Below are 20,206 nucleotides of genomic sequence, written 5' to 3' on the forward strand. Positions count from 1 at the left end.
CCCCTGCCTCCTGTCCTGCCTGCATGGACCGCTTGTGCGGTCCGGCGGGGCAGGTGGCGGGCGGCGGCTCCTGCCCGGAGTGGGCGAGGGGCGACGAGTGAACTGCGCACAGCGGGTACGCAAGCCGCCCCGCGAAGGTCAGGATTCGGCCACGTCCCCCTCGCGCACCGCCACCGCCCCGGCCGCCGCACCCTCCTCGCGCGCCGCCGCGATCGCGGCCCCGGTGCGGTACAGCTCGGCCAGCAGGGGGCGCAGCGCTTGGCCCCCCGGAGTCAGCCGGTAGCGCGTACGTGCCGGAAAGCCCGGCAGCCGGTCGCGGGCGACGAGTCGCTGCTCTTCGAGTTGGCGCAGCCGTTCGGTGAGCACCTTGGCGCTCAGCGCGGGAAGCCGCTCGCTCAACTCGCCGAAGGAGTACGGGGCGTGCATCAGCTCGCGCAGGACGAGTGTCGTCCAGCGTCCCGCCACGGCGGCGAGGGCGACCTCGACCGGGCAGTCGGGCTCGGGGCCGCGGGTGCGCCCGCGTTCCTCCGGCACGAGTGCGCCGTCCCAGCCGCCGAGCGGGGTCCCGGGGAAGCCCGGTGCGTGGGTTTCCGTTCGGTGACCCACGTGGGCAGCGGCTTCACTGCCGCCATGAGCTCTCACTCGCGCACTTCGCGCACTGGACCTGGCCATGCCCCCACCCTTGAGCTGACCACCGAGGTCGCGCAACACCCCGCGGTGTTCGCCGCCGCCTTCAACTCCGGTGACATCCGGGCGGTACTCGGGGTGTACGAACCCGGCGCCGTCTTCGTCCCCCGCCCGGGCCACCCGGTGAAGGGGCGCGAACTGGCCACGCGCACCGAGGAGTTCCTCGCCCTGGGCCTGCCGATCGCCCTCCGACCCCGGCACATCTACGAGACGGGCGACCTCGCCCTGCTGGTGGTCGACTGGACCATCGAGGGCACGGGCGCGGACGGGGTGCCGGTACACCTGGAGGGCACCGCGACCGATGTCGCCCGGCGGGGCGTGGACGGGCTGTGGCGTTATGTCATCGACAACCCGTTCGGAACCGTGCCGCCCGCCTGACGTCACGCCTCGCCCCGGCCAGTGGTCTGCCTCCAAGTCAGTGGATCGCCACCAAGACCGAGGGCCGGCCCGCGCGCCGCGGGCCGGCCCCTGGTGCCGGGTCCCGGTCCGCCCGGGCAAGCGGGCGGACCGGAGTAGGGGTGGGACGGGTCAGCCGATCTCGGCGCCGTAGACGGAGAGCGCCTCGGTCACCGGCTGGAAGAAGGTCTCGCCGCCGGAGGAGCAGTTGCCGCTGCCGCCGGAGGTGAGGCCGAGCGCCTGGTCACCGGCGAACAGCGAGCCGCCGGAGTCGCCGGGCTCCGCGCAGACGTCGGTCTGGATGAGCCCCTCGACCGTGCCCTCGGCGTAGTTCACCGTGGCGTTCAGGCCCGTGACGGTGCCGTCGTGGACCTGGGTGGTGGAGCCGCTGCGGGTGACCTGCTGGCCCTCGGTGGCCTCGGCGGCGCCGGTGATGGGCTGGGTGCTGCCGTTGTAGAGGTCCACCTCGCTGGGGTGCGCGGTGTCGCCCGTGTACTTCACCAGGCCGTAGTCGTCGCCGGGGAAGCTGGAACCGGCGTTCTCACCGATGACCGGGCCGCCCTGGCTCTCCGACCAGCTGCTGATCGCCTCGGTGCAGTGGCCCGCGGTGAGGAAGTGCGGGGCACCGTCCTTGACGACGTTGAAGCCGAGCGAGCAGCGGCCGCCGCCGCCCCAGATGGCGTCGCCGCCGGCGATCATCGGTTTGAACTCGCCCTTGCTGTGCTTGAGTTCGACCGTGCTGCCGAGGCCCTTGACGACCTCGGTCAGCTTGGCGAGCTCGGCGCCCTTGACCGTACGGTCCGCGGTGACGACGACCTTGTTGGCCGAGTTGTCGACGGTCCACGCGGTGCCGGGGATGGTGGCCCGGTCCTTGAGCGTGGCGCGGGCGCCGTTCAGCGCGGCGAGCGAGTTCTCCACGACTCTGGCCTTGGCACCGGCCGACTCGACGGTCTCGGCGGCGTCCTGGTTCAGGACGTTGACGACGAGGTGCCTGCCCTGGGCGTCGTAGTACGTACCCGCGGCGTCGGCGCCGAGGTCCTTGGTGAGGGAGGAAGCGAGCTTTCCGGCCGCCGTCGCCGAGAGGGAGTCGGCGGTGACATCGCTGTCGGCGTTCGCGGACTGGACCGTAAGGCCTGCGACGACCATGGCGGCGACACTGGCACCCGCGATCGCGGCACGCCTGGGGGAAACGCGTCGGTGCTTCACGTACGTCCTCCTGTGGGGGGACGGCTCCGGGGTCACGTGGGGTTCGCCCGGAACCGGAAGGCTTATCGGCACGAGCCCGGCACTCGCCCGGTGAACCGAGTAAGTGCCGCGTCCATGCCAACGGTTGCATCCACTATCCCCATGGCCGTCGGACACCGACAAGCTCCACTTCCGGTCGCGTCACAGGGGGCGCACAGACCCCCGTCCGCCTCATCCGTGCGCCGGATCGCGCCCACTCCGCCCCTTTCCTCATGCGGGTATCTCCGGGGCTCCGCTCCCGGGCACACCCGGATCGGCCTGTCCTGTTCTGGCCCGTTTGAAGGGCGAGTTGAGGTCCTGGACACCACCGGGCCCCCACCCCGCCCGCGAACACGCAGCGCGATGTGTCACCATGCGCGCCCCTTCGCCCATCGATACGCCCATCGATACGCACTTCGGTTCGCGCTTCGGTTCGCATTCCGGTTCGCGCTTCAGTACGAACTTCGGTACGAACTTCGCGCGGGCGCGCACACAACGACGCGGCCCCCGCGCACCGGATGGGTGCGCGGGGGCCGCCCTCACAGGATCAGCCGTACCGAACCGAATTCCGCCGGACGTCAGTAGACGCTGACTCCGTAGGCGCTGAGCGCCTCGGTGACCGGCTGGAAGAAGGTGGTGCCGCCGGAGGAGCAGTTGCCGCTGCCGCCGGAGGTCAGGCCGTACGCGGTGCCGTTGCTGCCGTAGAGCGGGCCGCCGGAGTCACCGGGCTCGGCGCAGACCGTGGTCTGGATGAGGCCGGAGACGATGTCACCGCCGCCGTAGTTGACGGTCGCGTTGAGGGCGGTGACCCGGCCGCTGTGCGTACCCGTGGTGGAGCCGTCACGGATGACGGTGGTGCCCACGCTCGGGGTGGCCGCGCGGGTGATGTCCACACCGTTCGCGGTACCGGGCTTGCTGATGGAGGTGTTGGTGTACCGGACGATGCCGTAGTCGTTGCCCGGGAAGCTGGAGCCCGAGGTGGAGCCGAGCGTGGTGGTGTGACCGGAGTTCGACCACCAGGTGCCCGCGCCGTCGGTGCAGTGACCCGCGGTCAGGAAGTACTGGGTCCCGGCGCTGTTGCGGACGTTGAAGCCGAGGGAGCAGCGCCAGCTGCTCGCGTAGATGGCGTCACCGCCCTGGATCAGCTTGTTGAACTTGCCGGGGGTGCGCTTGACCTGAAGAGCGTCGGCCTTGCTTCCGGCGTCCTTCTTGATCTGGGCGATCTCCGCCTTGGAGACGGTGCTGTCGACCGTGACGACCACGCGGTTCGTCTTGGCGTCGACGGCCCAGGCGGTGCCCGCGACGTCGGACTCCAGGACCGAGTCGCTGACCTGGCCGAGCTCGGTCGCGCTGAAGGTGCTCGACTCGTCGGCGTTCGCCGCGGGGATCGCGAGGGCGCCCACGGCAACCAGACCGGAGGCGACGGCGATCAGACGGGTACGTCTCGCGACGCCACTGCGGGGGGTAGTGCGCTTCAACCTCACTGACGTTCCTCCTGGGGAACTCGGGGGCCCGCGTGGGGTCGGGGCCCGTGAGACGCAGTCGGGAACCGGCGGTTCCGGGTTCCGGATCAGCCGTGCTCCTGACAAGCGCTGCTCGGAGTATTCGGGCACGGATTGAGCGGCACAAGGCTTACTTTCAGCCGTCTACTCCCGGGCGTCACCGTGCCGAGCACAGGCCACTGAGCTTCCTTGGATCCCGTTCCGGCACACATCTCACACTGAGTGTTTCTTTCCGGTGAACTCGGCGCCCTGACCACGACCCCATCCCTCACCCACTCAACTCCCTGCTCACAGCGGCCATCAGACCTCTGTGGCCCCGTCCGGCGACGGCCGGATCGTCGACAGTCGACGCTCCGGCACCCCGGCGGACCGAGCGGAGCCGCACTCCCCCGCGAAGCCAACTCCCTTGTTCTTGCGCTGACTTGAAATTAACCCTGTGGCTCGGGTTCTCATCTTGGTGTGCTATGAGACATCGGGTGAAAACCCGGTCGGGAACGGGCGGATGACGCGTCGGCGACCATTCGCTCCGGCGCCCCTGGCACACGCGCCCCGGCGCGGAGCCCGGCCACCCGGCGCCCCTCGCACGCCCCTTCACCTACCGGCGCTGCTCCGCGCCCCGCGCGTAGTACTTCTCGACGTAGTGCTGCCCGACGCTCAGCACCGAGGTGACGACCGTGTACCAGAGGGTGGCGACCAGGAGCAGCGGGATGACCTGGTAGGTGCGGTGGTAGACGAGTTGCACCGAGTAGAGCAGGTCCTGAACCGCGATCACGCTGATGATCGAGGTGCCCTTGAGCGTGCCGATCAGCATGTTGCCCGCCGGAGGCACGATGAAGCGCATCGCCTGCGGCAGCACGATCCGCCGCCAGCACCTCAGACGGCCGAAGCCGAGCGCCTGGGCGGCCTCGATCTGGCCGTGCTCGACGGAGAGGATCCCGCCGCGGACGACCTCGGCCGCGTACGCCGCCTCGTGCAGGGTCAGACCGATGACGGCGATGGTGACGGGGCCGAGCAGGTCGACCGTTCGGACGCCCAGGATCTGCGGGTACAGCGCCCCGATGTTGAACCAGAACAGCAGCTGGACCAGGATCGGCACCGACCGGAACAGCCAGACATAGCCCCAACTCACCGCGCGCAGCACGGGGTTGGCGGACAGTCGCATCACGGCGAGCAGCGCGCCCAGGGCGAATCCGAGTGCCATGACGACCGCGGTCAGCCACAGCGAGAGCCACAGCCCGCGCAGCACCGAGGCCGAGGTGAAGTAGTCGCCGACGACGTTCCACTGGAACGCCTCGTTGCGCACCACGGACTGGACGACTCCGGCCAGCAGGGCGAGCACCACCACGGCGGCGATCCACTGCCCGTAACGGCGGCGCGGGACGACGAGAAGCGGGGAAGGGTCCAGGGCGCCGGGTGTCTTCCCGGCGGTCGGCCCGGTCTTGTCGAGGGTGTCGAAGGACATGTGAAGGCTCCGAGACGTTCGGTTCGAACGCTGAACATGGCGAAGTGCCTTCACACCGGCGGGCCGCGGCGCGCCGTTCGGCCGAGCCCCTCAGCAGGGCCGAACCTTGAGAGTACGGCCGGATCTCGGCGCTCTGTCAAGGCCGTCCATACTGTGAGCCGGGCGCCCAAGGGGCAGTTGACGCACCCACGGATGCCTGTTCCACTTGTGCCATGCATCCGCGGCAGAGCCTGGTCAAGCGCTCCCACATCGACTTCGGTCGCGTGTGGTCCGCCTCGTGTCTGATATCTCCGCGAGCCTGACGGCCCGCCCCTTTGACGGCTCGACCCTCCCTAGGGCCTGACCGTCCGAGCGTTTCCTGCCCGACAGTTCGACTGCCCGAGCCTCTGGTCAGACGGTCCGGTTCGTCCACTCGTACGCAGCCGACGCCCGCCCCACTGCCTTTCCTTCTGCCTTCCCCTGCTTTCCCCTGCCTTCACACGCACCGAGCACGGTGCACCCCCTCCCCTCGCGATGCCCGTGCACCGGCCTCCCACGCCGGTGCGCGCTTTCCCGAACCTCCCTAACCTCTCCAACCTCCCGAACCATCCCGAACGACCCTCACCGATCCCGAACGCCCTTGCCCGCCCGGCGAGTTCAGCCAAAGCGGGCGGGGCCGCACGGCCGGGCCGTCCCCTGGAGTCACGTCAGCCATGAAGAGTTTTCTGCGCCCGACGGCGCGCCACACCACGCTGTTCGCCCTGATCACCGCTGCCACACTGCTGAGCCTGACGGCCTGCTCGGAGGGCGAGGCCGGAGGGCCGGGGGCGGGCGGGCCCGGCGGCGAACCGGGAGCGGTTCCCACCCAGGACGTGGTGTCCTCGGTCACCAAGGACGAGGCGGCGGCCAGGCTGCTGCCCGCCGAGGTGCGCGAGCGCGGCTCCCTGCGCCTGGCGAGCAGTGTCGGCGGCACCCCGCCCTCCAGTACCTATCTCCCGGACGGCAGAACGGTCGCCGGTGTCGACATCGACGTGGCGGACGCCGTGGGCAAGGTGCTCGGCATCAAGCTGAAGCGGGAGGTGGCGAGCTTCGAGGCGATCCTGCCCGCACTCTCCAGCGGCAAGTACGACCTCGGTACGGGCAACTTCGGCGTCACCGAACCACGCCGCAAGACCATCGACTTCGTCACCTACATCAACGACGGCCAGGCCTTCGCCGCCCGTCAGGACAGCGACTTGGACCGAGTGACGGACCTCAGGCAACTGTGCGGCCTGACCGTCGCGACGGGCGCGGGCACCACCTTCGAGGCCACCCTGGAGGACAACAAGCACGTCTGCGCCGACGCGGGCGAGAAGGCGTACGAGGTGAAGACCTATGCCGAGCAGGGCGCGCTCTGGTCGGCACTGCACCAGGGCCGGGCCGACGTGGTGATGAGCACCATCAACGGACTGCGCTACGCGGTGGCCCAGCAACAGGGACTGAAGTTCCTGAACGAGTACCACCGGCTCGATGTCGGCTTCGCGTTCAAGAAGGGCACCCCGCTGGCGCCCGCTTTCCAGGCAGCCGTCAACACCCTTATCAAGAACGGCACTTACGAGCGCATCCTGCGCAAGTGGGACACCCAGAAGTCCGCCCTCGACACCTCCCGCATCTCACCGCCCGAGATCAAGGACTGAGGCCGCGGCACCGCCTTGGCGATCCGGTGCCCACCCGCCTCGGTTCAGCAACCGCAGTCGCAGCACTCACAGCATTCGCAGCACTCACCACAGCTTCCGCAGTCACCGCAGTCGCAGTTGTTGCAGCAGCCCTGACGCGGCTGCCGCGACCAGGGATCCTCGTATTCGTCGGAGCAGCAGACCTGGCACGTACAGAAGAGGCCGAGAGCCACCGCGCACCCGGCGAGAAGTCCGCGCCGGGGCCGGTGCGGTGGCCGGGAACCGCCACCACCGCCGCCCCAGCCGCCGTCGTCCGGTCCGCCGGGTCCGGCCGGGCCGCCCGGCGCGGGCGGGGTGATCAGCGGATTCCCGTAGTTGTCGACGGGCTGGGACCACTCCGTCCCGGGCGCGGCCCCGGGCATCATCGGCTGCGAACTGCCGTACGCCGCGGGGCCGTAGGAACCGAGGGGCGCGGTGCCGCCGGAGAGCGCGGTGCCGGATGCGGCCGCGCCCGGCCCGTGGCCGCAGCTCGCCGTGCCGAAGGCGCGGTCGACGGAGCGGCGCAGTTCGTGGACGAGCAGAACGTGGACCAGCTTGCCGCGGACGAACTCGGTCTCGCGCAGGGCGAGCCGGATGCCGTGCAGCGCGTCGTCGGCGAGCCTGCGCGCCTCGGCGCGCGAGGTGCCGGTGGCGGTGAGCGGGTTCCAGGCGCCCGCCGCGGCGTCGGACTCCCTGTCCTCCACGGCGTCGAGGAGATGGGCGAGCCGCCCGAAGAGGCGTCCCGCCTCGGCGAGCGGTGCGGCGTTGTCCGGCCGCCCGGCGAGCGTCGCGGTGTACGCGAAGGCCGCGGCGGTTGCGGTCTCGGTGGGCTCGGTGACCGTGAGCAGCGGCGTGCCCGGACCGGCCAGGGCCTCTATTCGGGGCTGGCGGTCCACCGCGTCGAGCAGTACGGCGGTGTCGAAGCCGACGTCGGCGCCGGTGCGCCGCCCCGCGCGGTCCCAGCCCGAGGCCACCTTGCGCGCGGCCACGGCCAGCGGCCGGCGCGCCAACACCCCGTCCCCGTCGGTGAGATGGTCCCGCATCTTGGCCGAGGCCAGCACCAGCGAGACCGCGGCCGCCAGCCGGGCGCCCTCGCCGCGCGCCACCGAAGCGGTACGCATCCCGCGCAGCGGACAGGGTCCGGCGGTACGCCTGCCGTCCTCCACGCTGCCGGACTGAGCCTCCGTCAGAACCGAGATGAGCAGGCCGTCGTAGTTGGTGACGACCCGTGCGAACTGTCCGTGGTCGCTGCGCAGGGCCAGACAGAGTCCGCACAAATGCGCCATCCACTCGGACTTCAGTCCCCCGCCCAACCGGTGCGAGCAGGGCCTGACGATCCCGAACACGACGATTCCCCCACGGTCGTACGATCACTTTCACGGCATCGTAACGAGGGAGCCGTTCACCCGTACGCGCCGCCCGTCACCCGTACGCCGCGAAGAATCATATTTCACTCTCCATCAGCACCCGTGCCGGGCAAGATCCTTGGGAATGCGGCGAGTGTGACGGACCCTGTGAGGGCGTGTGTGCACCAGTCACGTCACGAAAAGCCCGCACGGCGGCTATCTGCTTGGCGTGAGATCCGCATCATGGACCACGATAGGGAAAAGAAACCGGAAGACCGGCTGTGAGAGGAGGCGTCCATGGGATCGGTGCGCAAGGCGAGTGCCTGGCTCGGCCTCGTCGACGACAACGCCGACGAGCGTTACTACGACGGATACGAAGACGACTCGGCCGAGGGGCCCGAGCAGGTCGAGGCGTGGGTGACCGACCCGCGGGTGCGGGTCGCGACGGAATCCGCCCAGGAGCACGGGCGCCGGATCGGCACGGTCACTCCGGACAGCTTCCGCGACGCCCGCGGCATCGGCGAGCTCTTCCGGGCCGGTGTCCCGGTCATCATGAACCTCACGTCCATGGAGCCCGCCGACGCCAAGCGCGTCGTCGACTTCGCGGCCGGACTGACCTTCGGACTGCACGGCTCGATCGAGCGTGTCGCGAACCGTGTCTTCCTGCTGACCCCGGCCAACACCGAGATCGTCACCGGACAGAGCTCCGGCCGCGCGTCCGACGGTTTCTTCAACCAGAGCTGAGCAAGGCCCTCACCCCGGGCGTTCCCGTTTACCGGAACGCGTCGAGTCCGGTGAGGGCCTTGCCCAGTACGAGCTGGTGCATCTCGACCGTTCCCTCGTAGGTGAGCACCGATTCGAGATTCGTGGCGTGCCGCATCACCGGGTATTCGAGCGAGATCCCGTTCGCGCCGAGAATGGTCCGCGAGGTCCGGCAGATCTCGATGGCCTCGCGCACGTTGTTGAGCTTGCCGAAGCTGACCTGCTCGGGGCGCAGGCGGCCGGCGTCCATCCGGCGGCCCAGGTGGTGGGCGAGCAGAACACCCTTGTGCAGTTCGACGGCCATGTCCGCCAACTTGGCCTGGGTCAGCTGGAATTGACCGATCGGTCGGTCGAACTGCTCCCTGGTCCGGGAGTACTCCAGAGCCGACTCGAACGAGGCGCGGGCCGCGCCCATCGCTCCCCAGGTGATGCCGTAGCGCGCGTGGCTCAGACAACTCAGCGGTCCGCGCAGCCCGGTGACCTCGGGCAGTACGGCGTCGGCGGGCAACCGCACCTCGTCCAGGACGAGTTCACTGGTGACCGAGGCGCGCAGGGACCACTTGTGCTTGATGTCGGGTGCCGAGAAGCCGGGACTGTCGGTGGGCACGACGAAGCCGCGGATGCCCTCGTCGGTCTGCGCCCAGACCACGGCGACCGCGGACACCGAACCGTTGGTGATCCACATCTTGCGGCCGGTGAGGATCCAGTCCGAGCCGTCGCGCTTGGCGTAGGTGCGCATCGCGGCGGGGTCGGACCCGTGGTCGGGCTCGGTGAGACCGAAGCAGCCGATGAGTTCGCCCGCGGCCATGCCCGGCAGCCAGCGCTGCTTCTGCTCCTCGGACCCGAAGCGGTGGATCGCGTACATGGCGAGGGAGCCCTGCACGGAGACCAGCGAGCGCAGACCCGAGTCGGCGGCCTCCAGCTCCAGACAGGCCAGGCCGTATTGGACGGCGGTGGCGCCCGCGCAGCCGTAACCCTGCAGGGACATGCCGAGAGCACCCAGCGAGCCGAGCTGCCTGGCAAGACCGCGGATGTCGGGAAGCTCGCCGGACTCGTACCACTCGGCGATGTGCGGCAGGACGTTGTCGGCTGCCCAGGCGCGAACGGAGTCGCGGATCGCGAGGTCCTCGGGGCTCAGCAGGTCGTCGATACCGAGCGGGTCGGCGGGGTTGAAGGGCGGCAGCTTCGAGGGTGCGGACATGGCGGGCGGCCTCCGGCGCGTAAAACTAGCAGCGGTAGTTACGATGTGTCGTCGACGGTACGACGAGCCGGGCACTACGTCCAGATCCCCCCGGTCGGCGCGGGCCGGAGCCCCTCGGTCAGCGCAGGGACTCGGCGGTGACAGGGGTGCGTGCCGACTGCGCGGGCAGCGGGACCTGGGACTTCTGCTGCCCCTCGGCCGGTGCGGCCGCGGCCTCCCGCTCGGCGCGGTCGGCTCCCGGGGCGCGCTTGGTGAGCCGGGCGCCGGCGGTGTGCTCCGTGCGCTCGGCCTTTTCCGTGGACTCCGCGGGCCCGGCGCACTCGGTGTGTTCCGCGTGCTCGGCGCCCGCGGGGCAGTCCATGGCCTTCGGCAGCCGCAGCGCGGCCACCGCTCCGAGCAGCAGCAGGACGGCGCTGACCAGGAGCGTGACATGCAACCCGGTCATGAAGGCGTCGCGCGCCGCCGCCCGCAGCGCCGCGCCCGTGGGGCCACCGAGCCGGTCGGAGACCTCGTAGGCCTCCCCGAGCGAGTGGCTCGCCTCGGCCGAGGCGCCGGAGGGGACCCCCTCGACCTTGTCCAGACCCGGCGAGTACACGGCGTTCATCACGCTGCCGAGGAGGGCGATACCGATTCCCGCTCCGAGCTGGTACGAGGTCTCGCCGATCGCGGCCGCCGCGCCCGCCTGGGACTTGGGAGCCTCGCTGAGCATCGACTCGTAGGCGCCGAAGAGGGTGACCTCGATACCGAAGCCGAGCAGGACGAAACCGAACAGCATCAGCGGTGGATTGTCCTCGCCGCCGATGCCGGTGAGCGTGACCACCGCGGCCGCCGTCAGACAGAACCCCGCGCAGACCATGCGGCGTGGCCCGAAACGCTGGAGCAGCCAGGAACCGGCCAGGCCCGCGGCCATGGCGGCGAAGGTGAGCGGCACCAGTCGCAGGCCGGTCTCCAGCGGGGACAGACCGAGGACGAGCTGGAGGTACTGCGCCGCGATGAGCTGGAGGCCGACGAGCGCGAGGAGGGCGAGGACGATGCAGCCGACCGAGGTGGAGAAGGCGGGCCGCGCGAACATCGCCAGGTCGATCAGCGGATGCGGACGGCGGCGCTGACGGCGCAGGAAGGCGGCCAGCAGCGCCACTCCGAGGAGCGTCGGCAGCAGGGTGGCGGGGCTCAGCAGGTCCTCGCCGCCGCCCGCCCGCTTGACGCCCATCACCACGCCGAACAGCCCGGACGCGGCCATCAGTGCCCCGACCACGTCCCAGGGCCCTTCCTGCTCGCCGCGGGACTCGGGCAGCAGCGCACGGCCCACGGGCAGGCTCACCAGCATGAGCGGGATGTTGATCAGGAAGACCGAGCCCCACCAGAAGTGCTCGATGAGGAAGCCGCCGAGCAGCGGTCCGACCGCGGCGCCGACCGCGGCCACGGCGCTCCAGACACCGATGGCCAGGGCCCGTTCCCTGCGGTCGGGGAAAACCTCTCGCAGGATGGAGAGCGTGGCGGGCATGATCATGGCACCGCCCATACCGAGCAGGGCACGGGCGAGGATCAGGACGACCGGGGTGTGCGCGAAGGCGGCCAGCGCGGAGGCGATACCGAACAGGGCGTAGCCGAGCAGCAGCACCCGGCGGCGGCCGATGCGGTCGCCCAGGGTGCCGAACAGGATCAGCAGCGAGGCGCAGACCAGCGGGTAGCTGTCGACGATCCACAGGAGCTGGACCGAGCTGGGACGCAGGTCCTCGCTCACCGCGGGCACGGCCACGTGCAGGACGGTGGCGTCCACGGCGACGAGCAGCAGGCTGGCACACAGGACCACGAGGACCAGCCAGCGGTTGGCGCCGTCCTCGTGACGGTGCCGGGCGGCGGCCGTGAGGCGGGACGTGGCCGTGGTCGTCCCGGACATGTACTACCTCCCTGATGTTCCTCGCACGCGGCGGGCGTGGGGGACGCTGCGCCCCGCGGGTTCGCGGTCGGCGGTGCGCCGGGCTTGGGTGGGCCCTGGGCAGCCTGCCTGCGAAAGCGAGTGAGCCGTCAGAGTACGCGAGATCATCACCCTTCCGCGTGGCGGGCCTCTCACGAAAAGGCCGAGCGAATGTGGCCCCGGCCACTTCCGCACAGGCGGTACGCCCCCGTATGCGCCCCCGGGATCACACCCCGCACACGCGGCGATACGTACCACGACGCACCGCGACCGCACCCGGGCAGCGCCCCGGCTCGCCGGGTGACGTACAGGAAAACGCGTACAAATGTCCTGGTGAACACCGTGCGGATGACCGATAAATGGGCCTGCCATGAATTCGGGGAAAGATTGCGGGAAGTCGCGTCGCTAAATCGCGGAAACGCTGCCGAATTACTCCGTCGGTGAGAGCAATGCCACATCACATGGTCATCACAAAGCCTCCGATTCGACGGGGTCACCAGCTCACTCCCTGTAGCTTCGGTTTCGTGCGTACCGAACGAAACCGCGCCCGGCTCGACCGGGTCTTCGCGCGGCTGGACCGCGAGCCGGAACGGCCGGCTCACATCGAGGTCCCCTCGATGAGCCGGCACCGGGTCGTGTTCTTCGGCGCGACTCTGGTGTTCTACGCGGCCATCATCGCCGCCGTGGTGGAGACGACCTGGCTGGTGCGCCTGGACTGGCAGGTCATGTTCTTCCGCCCGTACCAGCAGTGGCCCGAGATCCACGCCTTCCTGGACTACTACGTCGTCCTCGGGCAGCGCGGCCCGACCGCGGTGATGGTGGCGGCCTGGCTGGGCTGGCGCTCCTGGCGGCAGCACACCCTGCGCCCGCTGCTCGCCCTTGGCACCTCACTGCTGCTGCTCAACGTCACGGTGGGCGCCGCCAAGCTCGGCATGGGCAGGCTCGGCCCGCACTACGCCACCGTCATCGGCTCCAACGAGATGTGGAAGGACGGCGACATATTTCCTTCGGGACACACTGCCAACGCGGTCGTGACCTGGGGAATCCTCGCCTACCTCGCCTCCACCCCGCAGGCCAGGCGGTGGCTCTCGGCACTCTCCGCGGTGGTCGCCCTCGGCGTCGGCCTGACCACCGTCTACCTCGGTACGCACTGGCTGAGCGACGTCCTGCTCGGCTGGGCCGCCGGACTGCTCATCCTGCTGGCCCTGCCCTGGTTCGAGCCGCTGTTCGCCACCGTGGAGGCACGGCTGCTGCGGCTGCGCGACCTGGTCCGCGACCGCCGCTTCGCCGCACCGGTCCCGCTCACCCCGGTACCGGCCATGGTCCCGGCGGATCCCGCCGATCCCGTACCGGCCCGTGGCACGGATGTGGCGGCCCTGGGCACGGACATGGGCACGCGCGAGGGCGCCCGCTATCCGCGGCACGGGCACAGCGCCGCGCCCGGCGGCCTCCATCCGGTACGCGGCGAGCGCACGCCGGGTGCGCCGACAGGCGGCCGAAGACCCACGCACGGCGACCGGCTGCCGCGCACCAACCCCTCGGCCCGGCCGGTCACGGGGTCCTGAGCGCGGGGCGCCACGTGAGAGGCGGGACAGGCGGAGCGCAGGCGCCGTCGGCCGCTCACGGACCGCGGCGGCGGACGCTCCCGCGACAGCGGTGATCGCCCCGCGACGACACCGGCCGTCTCGGCGGCAACGGACGACGAAAGACGACGACAGGGGCGGGGCCCGGCTTCATGAGCCGGGCCCCGCCCCTGTGTTCGCCTGTCGTCGCCGGTCCGTGCCCGCACGGGCCCGGCCGGGCCTCAGCCCTTCCAGGAGCGGCGTACGACGCCGTCGGCGACCTCGAAGTTCACTCGGCCCACCAGGTATTCCATGGTGATGAACGCGCCCGGCGGCACGGAGCGGATGGTCGACCAGCCGCGCGCGCGGGCCCGTTCCTCGGCCTGCTCGGCGTCGAGTCCGACGTACGCCTCGAGGTCGTCGTCGGGTTCCTTGGGCGGGGTGGGGAGGGATGACATGCGGCCCACGTTAGGTGGCACGGCGGGCGGACGAAAGGCCGGGGCGGGCGAGCCGGCCCCGGCCACATACACCCAGCGTGACCGATAGCCTTCCCGTCACGCTTGTGTCACAGGTGATCAACACGGCTATCCGGGATTGCCGCTTCGCACGGCCGAGCGGTTACCCCACCGGGCGACACCCGGACGGGTTAATTCCGTGGCGGCCCGCCCGGCGGCGAAAATAACGGCCCGGAATTGCGTGCAAAACTGATTCCGCGTCATCCATTTTCCGGCCGGGAGTAATTCCCGCGAGGCGGACCGCCATCGAACCTTCACCCCGTTCGCACAGGATCCGCGTCCGACCGGAACTGGCGCTCATCACCCGGCGGCGAGAGGAAGGCGGGCACGCCATGGGCGCCCCGACCACGGACCGGCCCCTCACGGACCGGGTTCCCCGGCAGCGGAGCCGCGGCCGCGTCCTCGTGGACTGGCTCACCACGACCGACCACAAGAAGATCGGCCACCTCTATCTCGCCACCTCCTTCGGGTTCTTCCTCGTCGGGGGTCTGATGGCCCTGATCATGCGGGCCGAGCTGGCCCGGCCGGGGCTCCAGGGGCTGTCCAACGAACAGTTCAACCAGCTTTTCACCCTGCACGGGACGATCATGCTGCTGCTGTTCGCCACCCCGACCTTCGCCGGTTTCGCCAACGAGATCGTGCCGCTCCAGATCGGCGCCCCCGATGTCGCCTTCCCGCGGCTGAACATGCTCTCGTACTGGCTGTTCCTGTTCGGCGGCCTGATGGTGCTCGGCTCGCTCCTGACGCCCGACGGCGCGGCCGACTTCGGCTGGTTCGCCTACGCCCCGCTCAACGGGCCCGAACACTCCCCCGGCATCGGCGCAGACCTGTGGATCATGGGCCTCGCGCTCGCCGGTTTCGGCACGATTCTCGGCTCGGTGAACTTCCTGACCACCATCATCGGAATGCGGGCGCCGGGCATGACCATGTTCCGGCTGCCGATCTTCACCTGGAACGTGCTTTTCACGACGATTCTCGTACTGATCGCCTTCCCGGTACTCGCCGCCGCCCTGCTCGTCCTCGAATCGGACCGGCGCTTCGGCACCGTGGTCTTCGACGCGCAGTACGGCGGGGCGCTGCTGTGGCAGCACCTGTTCTGGTTCTTCGGGCACCCCGAGGTGTACATCATCGCGCTGCCGTTCTTCGGCATCATCACCGAGATCATCCCGGTCTTCGCCAGAAAGCCGATCTTCGGCTACGTGACCCTGGTCGGCGCGACGATGGCGATCACGGGACTGTCCGCGGTCGTCTGGGCGCACCACATGTTCGCCACCGGCGGGGTGCTGCTGCCCTACTTCTCGCTGATGTCCTTCCTGATCGCCGTCCCCACCGGCGTGAAGTTCTTCAACTGGTCGGGGACGATGCTCAGGGGCTCGCTCTCCTTCGAGACACCGATGCTCTGGGCGACCGGCTTTCTGGTGTCCTTCCTCTTCGGCGGGCTCACCGGAGTCATCCTGGCCTCCCCGCCGATGGACTTCCACGTCACCGACACGTACTTCGTCGTCGGGCACTTCCACTACGTCGTGTTCGGCACCGTCGTCTTCGCCATGTTCGCCGGATTCCACTTCTGGTGGCCGAAGTTCACCGGCAAGATGCTCGACGAACGGCTCGGGAAGATCCACTTCTGGACCCTGTTCATCGGCTTTCACACGACGTTCCTGGTGCACCACTGGCTGGGCGCCGAGGGCATGCCGCGCCGCTACGCCGACTACCTGGCCGCGGACGGCTTCACCGCGCTCAACACCCTGTCCACCATCGGGGCGTTCCTGCTCGGCATCTCCACGCTGCCGTTCCTCTACAACGTCTGGAAGACCGCCAAGTACGGCACCAAGGTGGAGGTCGACGACCCCTGGGGCTTCGGGCGCTCCCTGGAGTGGGCGACCTCCTGCCCGCCGCCCCGGCACAACTTCGTCGCCCTGCCCCGGATTCGCTCGGAGTCGCCCGCCTTCGACCTGCACCACCCGGACATCGCGTACCCCTCGCAGCTGCAGCGGCTGCCGGGCCACGGGCCGGGCGGCGAGGAACCGGGCGGCGACACGTTCGCCGAGCGCGGCTGAGCGCCCCGGCCCGGTTCAGCCGATGTCCACCCGCACCGACAGGTCGTTGTCGGCGGTGTAGTACGGAGTGACCCGCGCCCGCGCGCCCGAAGCTCCCGACACCGCGCCCGGGTAGACGAAGACCGGGCCGCGGTCGGCGATGTCGTCGAGCAGCCGCGCCACCCGGACCCGGGGCCCCGGCTCGCCCTCGGGCAGCAGCCACAGGTCCCAGACGCCCGCGCCCGCCGCGTCGGTGAGGTCCGCGCTCGGGACGGTCAGCGTGAAGTCGCGCCCGCTGCCGTCGAGTTCGGCGCGTACGACGGGCTTGGCGGCCTGGCGTCCACAGAGCTCCGCGTGTGCGCGGGCGCCGAGCAGCGTTCCGTGGAGCCGTCCGCGTACGGCCAACCTGCCCTCGGTGAGCACCAGTTCGGCCGCCTCCGCGTGCGGGGCGCGCCACCAGGAACGCACGCTGAGGTTGCCGTGCTTGGTGGCGTACGGGATGCGCGGGGACACCTGGCCGCCGGTCGCGTCGGGTTCCCGGTCCACGAGGCGGCGCAGGTCCAGGAGGCCGGGCAGCAGTCGCTCGGGCTCGCGGCCGGGCAGCGCGGCGAAGACGTCCCAGCGGCCCTCGGCCAGTGCGAGGGTCTCCGGCAGCCGGGCGCTCGGTCGTCCGTCGGCGTCGGGCTCGAACGGCAGCGTGACCTCGGCCGGGTCCTCGGACCCGCGCAGGCGCAGCAGCAGTTCGGCGCCGGTGGAGCCGGGAGCGTCGAGGACGAAGGTCAGGGTGCCGGATTCGTCGGCGCGGCAGTCGGCGTGCGGCGACGGGGCGGCGGGCGCCTGCCCGGCGTCGCTGAGGGCGGTGGCGTGCGGGGTGGTCATGCGGTGCGTCCCTTCGCGAGGACGGTACGGCTCAGGTCACGCAGGGCGAGGGCGCCGCCGAGCAGCGCGCCGCGGGTGCGGTGCAGCGAGCCGCGCATCCGGCCGCCGCCACGCCTGGTGAGGTCCTGGAGCAGGGATTCGAAGTGTTCGCCGACGCGCTGCGGGTCGAAGCGCTCGGAGTCCCGCAGCGCGGCGGCCGCCATCTCCCGGCGCAGGTCGTCGTCGTTGATGAGTTCGAGCAGACCGGCGGCGATGGACTTGGCGCTGCCCGGCTTCACCAGACGGCCGTCGACGCCGTCGTCGATGATCTCGCCGGGGCCGTGCGGGCAGTCGGTCGCCACCACGGGCACCCCGCAGCGCATGGCCTCGACGATGGTCATGCCGAAGGACTCCATGCTGGAGGTGACCGCGGCGATGGAGCCCTTGGCCCACTCCGGCTCTATCGGGTTGGCCCGGCCCATCAGGAACACATGGTTGTACAGGTCGAGTTGGTCGATCAGGGCGCGCAGCTTGTCCTCTTGCTTGCCCGCGCCGTAGATCCGCAGCCGCCAGTCCGGCCGGGACTCGCGGACCAGGTCGAAGGCGCGGATCAGCAGGTCGTACCGCTTGACCTTCTCCAGCCGCCCGGCCGCCACGATCAGCTTCGCCGAGCCGTCGGCCGGGGCGACCTGGGGCGCGGGCACGGAGTTGGGCACCGCCTCGATGCGTACCCCGGGCAGTCGCATGGTGGTGCGGTACGAGCGGGCGTCGGCCTCGGTGGTCGTGGTCAGGGCGTCCAGGCGAGGGTAGACGGCGGTCAACTGGCGCCGCAGCGCCTTGGAGTGGCTGTCCAGGGTCAGGTGTTCCTGGCCGATACGGACCGGGCCGGAGCGCGTCTCGCGGGCGAGGTGCACATTGAGCCCGGGCCGGGTGGCGATCACGACATCGGCCTCGACGCTCTTGAGATGGGCGGCGATGCGCCGGTCGGTGAGCGCGCTGTACTGCCCGTAGCGTCCCTCCGCACTGGGGAAGACCGAGGCGGGGCGCAGATAGTCGGGGTCCTCCCCCTCGTATCCCGGGCTGCCCTTGCGGATGTCGACCAGGCTGCGCACCTTCACCCGCGGGTCGTGGGCGAACGTCGGGCGGTCGCGGTGCCGGAAGACCGACACGATCTCGACGTCGTGGTGCTGGGCCAGGGTCTCGGCCAGGTTGTAGGTGGTCCGGATGGTGCCACCGATTCCGTACGCATTGTGCAGAAGAAATGAGATGTGCATACGGCCCCGTAATCGTGTTGTTCGATGCGAATGATCCGGACAGTTCCGGACAGTCCAGCTCATCCGCCTACCGGAAGGTTAGACCTGCGGGTTCACCGGAAGGTTGGGCTTCATCATGATCTTGTTCCAAGACTGTTTCCTCATTGAGAGGCAACCTTGGGAACTATTCGGTGTTCCCGCTGGTGGGTGAGGGTTCACGGTTGTTGGTCCGGTTTCCGCCGAACGGGGCACACGAGGTGCTGACGGGCCGTCGGGCCCGGGCGACGACGGCGCCCGCCCGGGCAAGAGGGCTTGCGCACACCACCGTTCCCGCTCCGACTGTGACGGCCGCGCCCGTGACCCGGACGGTGGATGACCCGTTGTCCTGGAATGAGCCGGGACCCACCCGGCTGCCGCACGAACCGATTCCGAGGAGCCACCCGTGCCGCGCATGCTCGACCTCAGCGACGACGTCCGTGCCGAGATCGGTGACCAGGAAGCCGACCGGCTGCTCACCGGCGGGGACACCCCGGGGAGCTACGACTGCACGTCCTGCCGCACCCCCGGCGACTCGGCGCAAGAAGCCACCAGCACCGTCCTCTTCGTCGGCGACGAGACCGCCGTCCTCGCCTTCGCCCACTCCGCGTGCCTGCCCTCGCAGGTGGTCCGGGTCACGGAGGAGGAACTCCAGGGCGCCGTACGGTCCATCACCGAGAACCAGCCCGGCGCCGGGGCCGGTGCCGATTCCGCACCGCAGCCCGCCGTCCTCGGGGTGACCAGTGGACTCGTCCTGCTCGAGGACGAGTTGCACCCCGCCCTCGTCGTGGAGCCGACCGGCCCCGTCGCCCGGCCCGGCAGCACCGCGGGCGTCGACGAGTTCCTCCCGCTGGTGATCGACCACGGCTTCCGGCCGGTACCGGCGCTCACCTCGGTGCCGCCGGTACTGCACGGCTGGTCGGTACTGGTCGCCAACGGCCAGCTGCACTCGGTGCTCCAGCCGGGCACCGACGGCGGCGCCCCGGTCGCCTGGTGGCAGGCGCACCAGCCGCTCCAGGTCACCGACAGCTGGCGCACCGCGGCCGCCAAGCTCCAGCAGATCCTGGTGTTCACGGCGCCCGCCGGTTCCATCGGCCGCCAGCCGCGCGAGGACCTGATGCGCCAGGCGCTCGACCGGGCCGCCGCGAACGGGCTGCTCGCGGGCGCGGCGATGCCGCTCGCGGGTACCTGATGCGGAGCGGCCACCGGGCCCCGTTTCGGCGACGAAACCGGCGCGGTGGCCGCATCCGAAGGACTTGTGGGTCGTTTGCCCTTACGTGCACCCCTATGACCCAAGCCGCCGCCCGCTGCCGAGTTCCATCCCGTCCATGCGCCCCGCGCACGACATGACGGCAGCCGTCTCGCCCACGCCGATCTACGACGCGCTCTACGCGGAGTACCGAAGGGCGTTCAAGGCCCTTCCGGGTGACCGGAGTGGTGAGGAACACCTGAACTTCCGTGGTTTCTCCGCCGACTTGACGGATCTGTGGGCCGGACGCCACGACCCGGTGCCCGGCGTGACGCACCACTCGGGCACGTATCAGTGGCCGCAGCCCGCCCGCCGCAAGGGCCGCCACCGTACCGACCAGCCCGCCTGGCAGCCGGTCGGCCGCCTGCCGGGCGCCGGTGGGCGGGTGCCCGCGGCGCTGCCGCCCGCGCCGCGCCGCGAACACTGAACCGCCGTGCGCCGAGGCCTCGGCGCTCCAAACGCCCCCGCACACACGACGACGGCCGCCCCTGCTGAACGGGCGGCCGTCGTCGTACGGTGAGGCGCG

General features: G+C 70.5%; 17 protein-coding genes. 7 read left to right on the forward strand and 10 right to left on the reverse strand.

Annotated elements, in window-relative coordinates; genetic code table 11:
• Positions 1–138: 138 nt before the first annotated feature.
• Positions 139–606 (reverse strand): helix-turn-helix domain-containing protein, encoded by a 468-nt coding sequence (locus HUT18_RS04210; protein WP_254878413.1) that lies wholly within the window; start codon positions 604–606, stop codon positions 139–141.
• Positions 607–630: 24 nt separating this feature from the next.
• On the opposite strand from HUT18_RS04210, the gene HUT18_RS04215 reads away from it, so the two are divergent.
• Positions 631–1,065: a DUF4440 domain-containing protein gene (locus HUT18_RS04215; protein WP_176097932.1), complete on the forward strand. Its 435-nt coding sequence runs from the start codon at positions 631–633 to the stop codon at positions 1,063–1,065.
• Between the two features lie 150 nt (positions 1,066–1,215).
• Here the strand turns inward: HUT18_RS04215 and HUT18_RS04220 are convergent, their stop codons facing one another.
• From HUT18_RS04220 to HUT18_RS04230, 3 genes are all read right to left on the reverse strand, one after another.
• Positions 1,216–2,289, reverse strand: a complete 1,074-nt coding sequence (locus HUT18_RS04220) for a S1 family peptidase (RefSeq protein ID WP_176097933.1) — start codon at positions 2,287–2,289, stop codon at positions 1,216–1,218.
• Between the two features lie 596 nt (positions 2,290–2,885).
• Positions 2,886–3,791 carry a S1 family peptidase gene (locus HUT18_RS04225; protein ID WP_176097934.1) on the reverse strand — a complete coding sequence of 302 codons (906 nt, stop codon included), beginning with the start codon at positions 3,789–3,791 and terminating at the stop codon, positions 2,886–2,888.
• A 613-nt stretch (positions 3,792–4,404) separates the two neighbouring features.
• Entirely contained in the window at positions 4,405–5,271 is an 867-nt protein-coding gene (locus HUT18_RS04230; protein ID WP_176097935.1) for an amino acid ABC transporter permease, read from the reverse strand.
• Between the two features lie 692 nt (positions 5,272–5,963).
• On the opposite strand from HUT18_RS04230, the gene HUT18_RS04235 reads away from it, so the two are divergent.
• Complete coding sequence (locus tag HUT18_RS04235; protein ID WP_176097936.1) at positions 5,964–6,926, forward strand: ABC transporter substrate-binding protein; 963 nt, start codon at positions 5,964–5,966, stop codon at positions 6,924–6,926.
• A gap of 44 nt (positions 6,927–6,970) precedes the next feature.
• Here the strand turns inward: HUT18_RS04235 and HUT18_RS04240 are convergent, their stop codons facing one another.
• Positions 6,971–8,290, reverse strand: a complete 1,320-nt coding sequence (locus HUT18_RS04240; RefSeq protein WP_176097937.1) for a DUF5685 family protein — start codon at positions 8,288–8,290, stop codon at positions 6,971–6,973.
• Between the two features lie 297 nt (positions 8,291–8,587).
• Between HUT18_RS04240 and HUT18_RS04245 the strand changes: the two genes are divergently transcribed.
• The gene (locus HUT18_RS04245; protein WP_176097938.1) at positions 8,588–9,034 is read left to right on the forward strand and encodes a cell division protein SepF; all 447 of its coding nucleotides are present in this window, start codon (positions 8,588–8,590) and stop codon (positions 9,032–9,034) included.
• Between the two features lie 28 nt (positions 9,035–9,062).
• Here HUT18_RS04245 and HUT18_RS04250 read toward each other — a convergent pair whose 3' ends face one another.
• Positions 9,063–10,253 carry an acyl-CoA dehydrogenase family protein gene (locus tag HUT18_RS04250; protein ID WP_176097940.1) on the reverse strand — a complete coding sequence of 397 codons (1,191 nt, stop codon included), beginning with the start codon at positions 10,251–10,253 and terminating at the stop codon, positions 9,063–9,065.
• A gap of 118 nt (positions 10,254–10,371) precedes the next feature.
• The gene (locus tag HUT18_RS04255) at positions 10,372–12,153 is read right to left on the reverse strand and encodes an MFS transporter (protein ID WP_176097942.1); all 1,782 of its coding nucleotides are present in this window, start codon (positions 12,151–12,153) and stop codon (positions 10,372–10,374) included.
• A gap of 542 nt (positions 12,154–12,695) precedes the next feature.
• On the opposite strand from HUT18_RS04255, the gene HUT18_RS04260 reads away from it, so the two are divergent.
• The gene (locus HUT18_RS04260; RefSeq protein WP_176097944.1) at positions 12,696–13,736 is read left to right on the forward strand and encodes a phosphatase PAP2 family protein; all 1,041 of its coding nucleotides are present in this window, start codon (positions 12,696–12,698) and stop codon (positions 13,734–13,736) included.
• A gap of 239 nt (positions 13,737–13,975) precedes the next feature.
• Here HUT18_RS04260 and HUT18_RS04265 read toward each other — a convergent pair whose 3' ends face one another.
• A complete protein-coding gene (locus tag HUT18_RS04265) occupies positions 13,976–14,191 on the reverse strand; it encodes a proteinase inhibitor I78 (RefSeq protein ID WP_176097946.1) in 216 nt (71 codons plus the stop codon).
• A gap of 389 nt (positions 14,192–14,580) precedes the next feature.
• Between HUT18_RS04265 and ctaD the strand changes: the two genes are divergently transcribed.
• Complete coding sequence (gene ctaD / locus HUT18_RS04270; protein WP_176097948.1) at positions 14,581–16,305, forward strand: cytochrome c oxidase subunit I; 1,725 nt, start codon at positions 14,581–14,583, stop codon at positions 16,303–16,305.
• A 15-nt stretch (positions 16,306–16,320) separates the two neighbouring features.
• On the opposite strand, the gene HUT18_RS04275 is transcribed toward ctaD, so the two are convergent.
• Positions 16,321–17,163, reverse strand: coding sequence for a hypothetical protein (locus HUT18_RS04275; RefSeq protein WP_176097950.1), 843 nt, complete (start codon positions 17,161–17,163; stop codon positions 16,321–16,323).
• Positions 17,160–18,416, reverse strand: coding sequence for a glycosyltransferase family 4 protein (locus tag HUT18_RS04280; RefSeq protein WP_176097952.1), 1,257 nt, complete (start codon positions 18,414–18,416; stop codon positions 17,160–17,162). Before HUT18_RS04280 ends, HUT18_RS04275 begins: the two co-directional genes overlap by 4 nt.
• Positions 18,417–18,837: 421 nt before the next feature.
• Here HUT18_RS04280 and HUT18_RS04285 point away from each other — a divergent pair, with 421 nt between their 5' ends.
• Both HUT18_RS04285 and HUT18_RS04290 read left to right on the forward strand, forming a co-directional pair.
• On the forward strand, positions 18,838–19,623 hold the full coding sequence (locus HUT18_RS04285) for a hypothetical protein (protein ID WP_176097953.1): 786 nt from the start codon (positions 18,838–18,840) through the stop codon (positions 19,621–19,623).
• Positions 19,624–19,708: 85 nt separating this feature from the next.
• Positions 19,709–20,107 carry a hypothetical protein gene (locus tag HUT18_RS04290; RefSeq protein ID WP_176097954.1) on the forward strand — a complete coding sequence of 133 codons (399 nt, stop codon included), beginning with the start codon at positions 19,709–19,711 and terminating at the stop codon, positions 20,105–20,107.
• Positions 20,108–20,206 lie beyond the last annotated feature (99 nt).

The organism is Streptomyces sp. NA04227 (genome assembly GCF_013364195.1).
GTDB lineage: Bacteria > Actinomycetota > Actinomycetes > Streptomycetales > Streptomycetaceae > Streptomyces.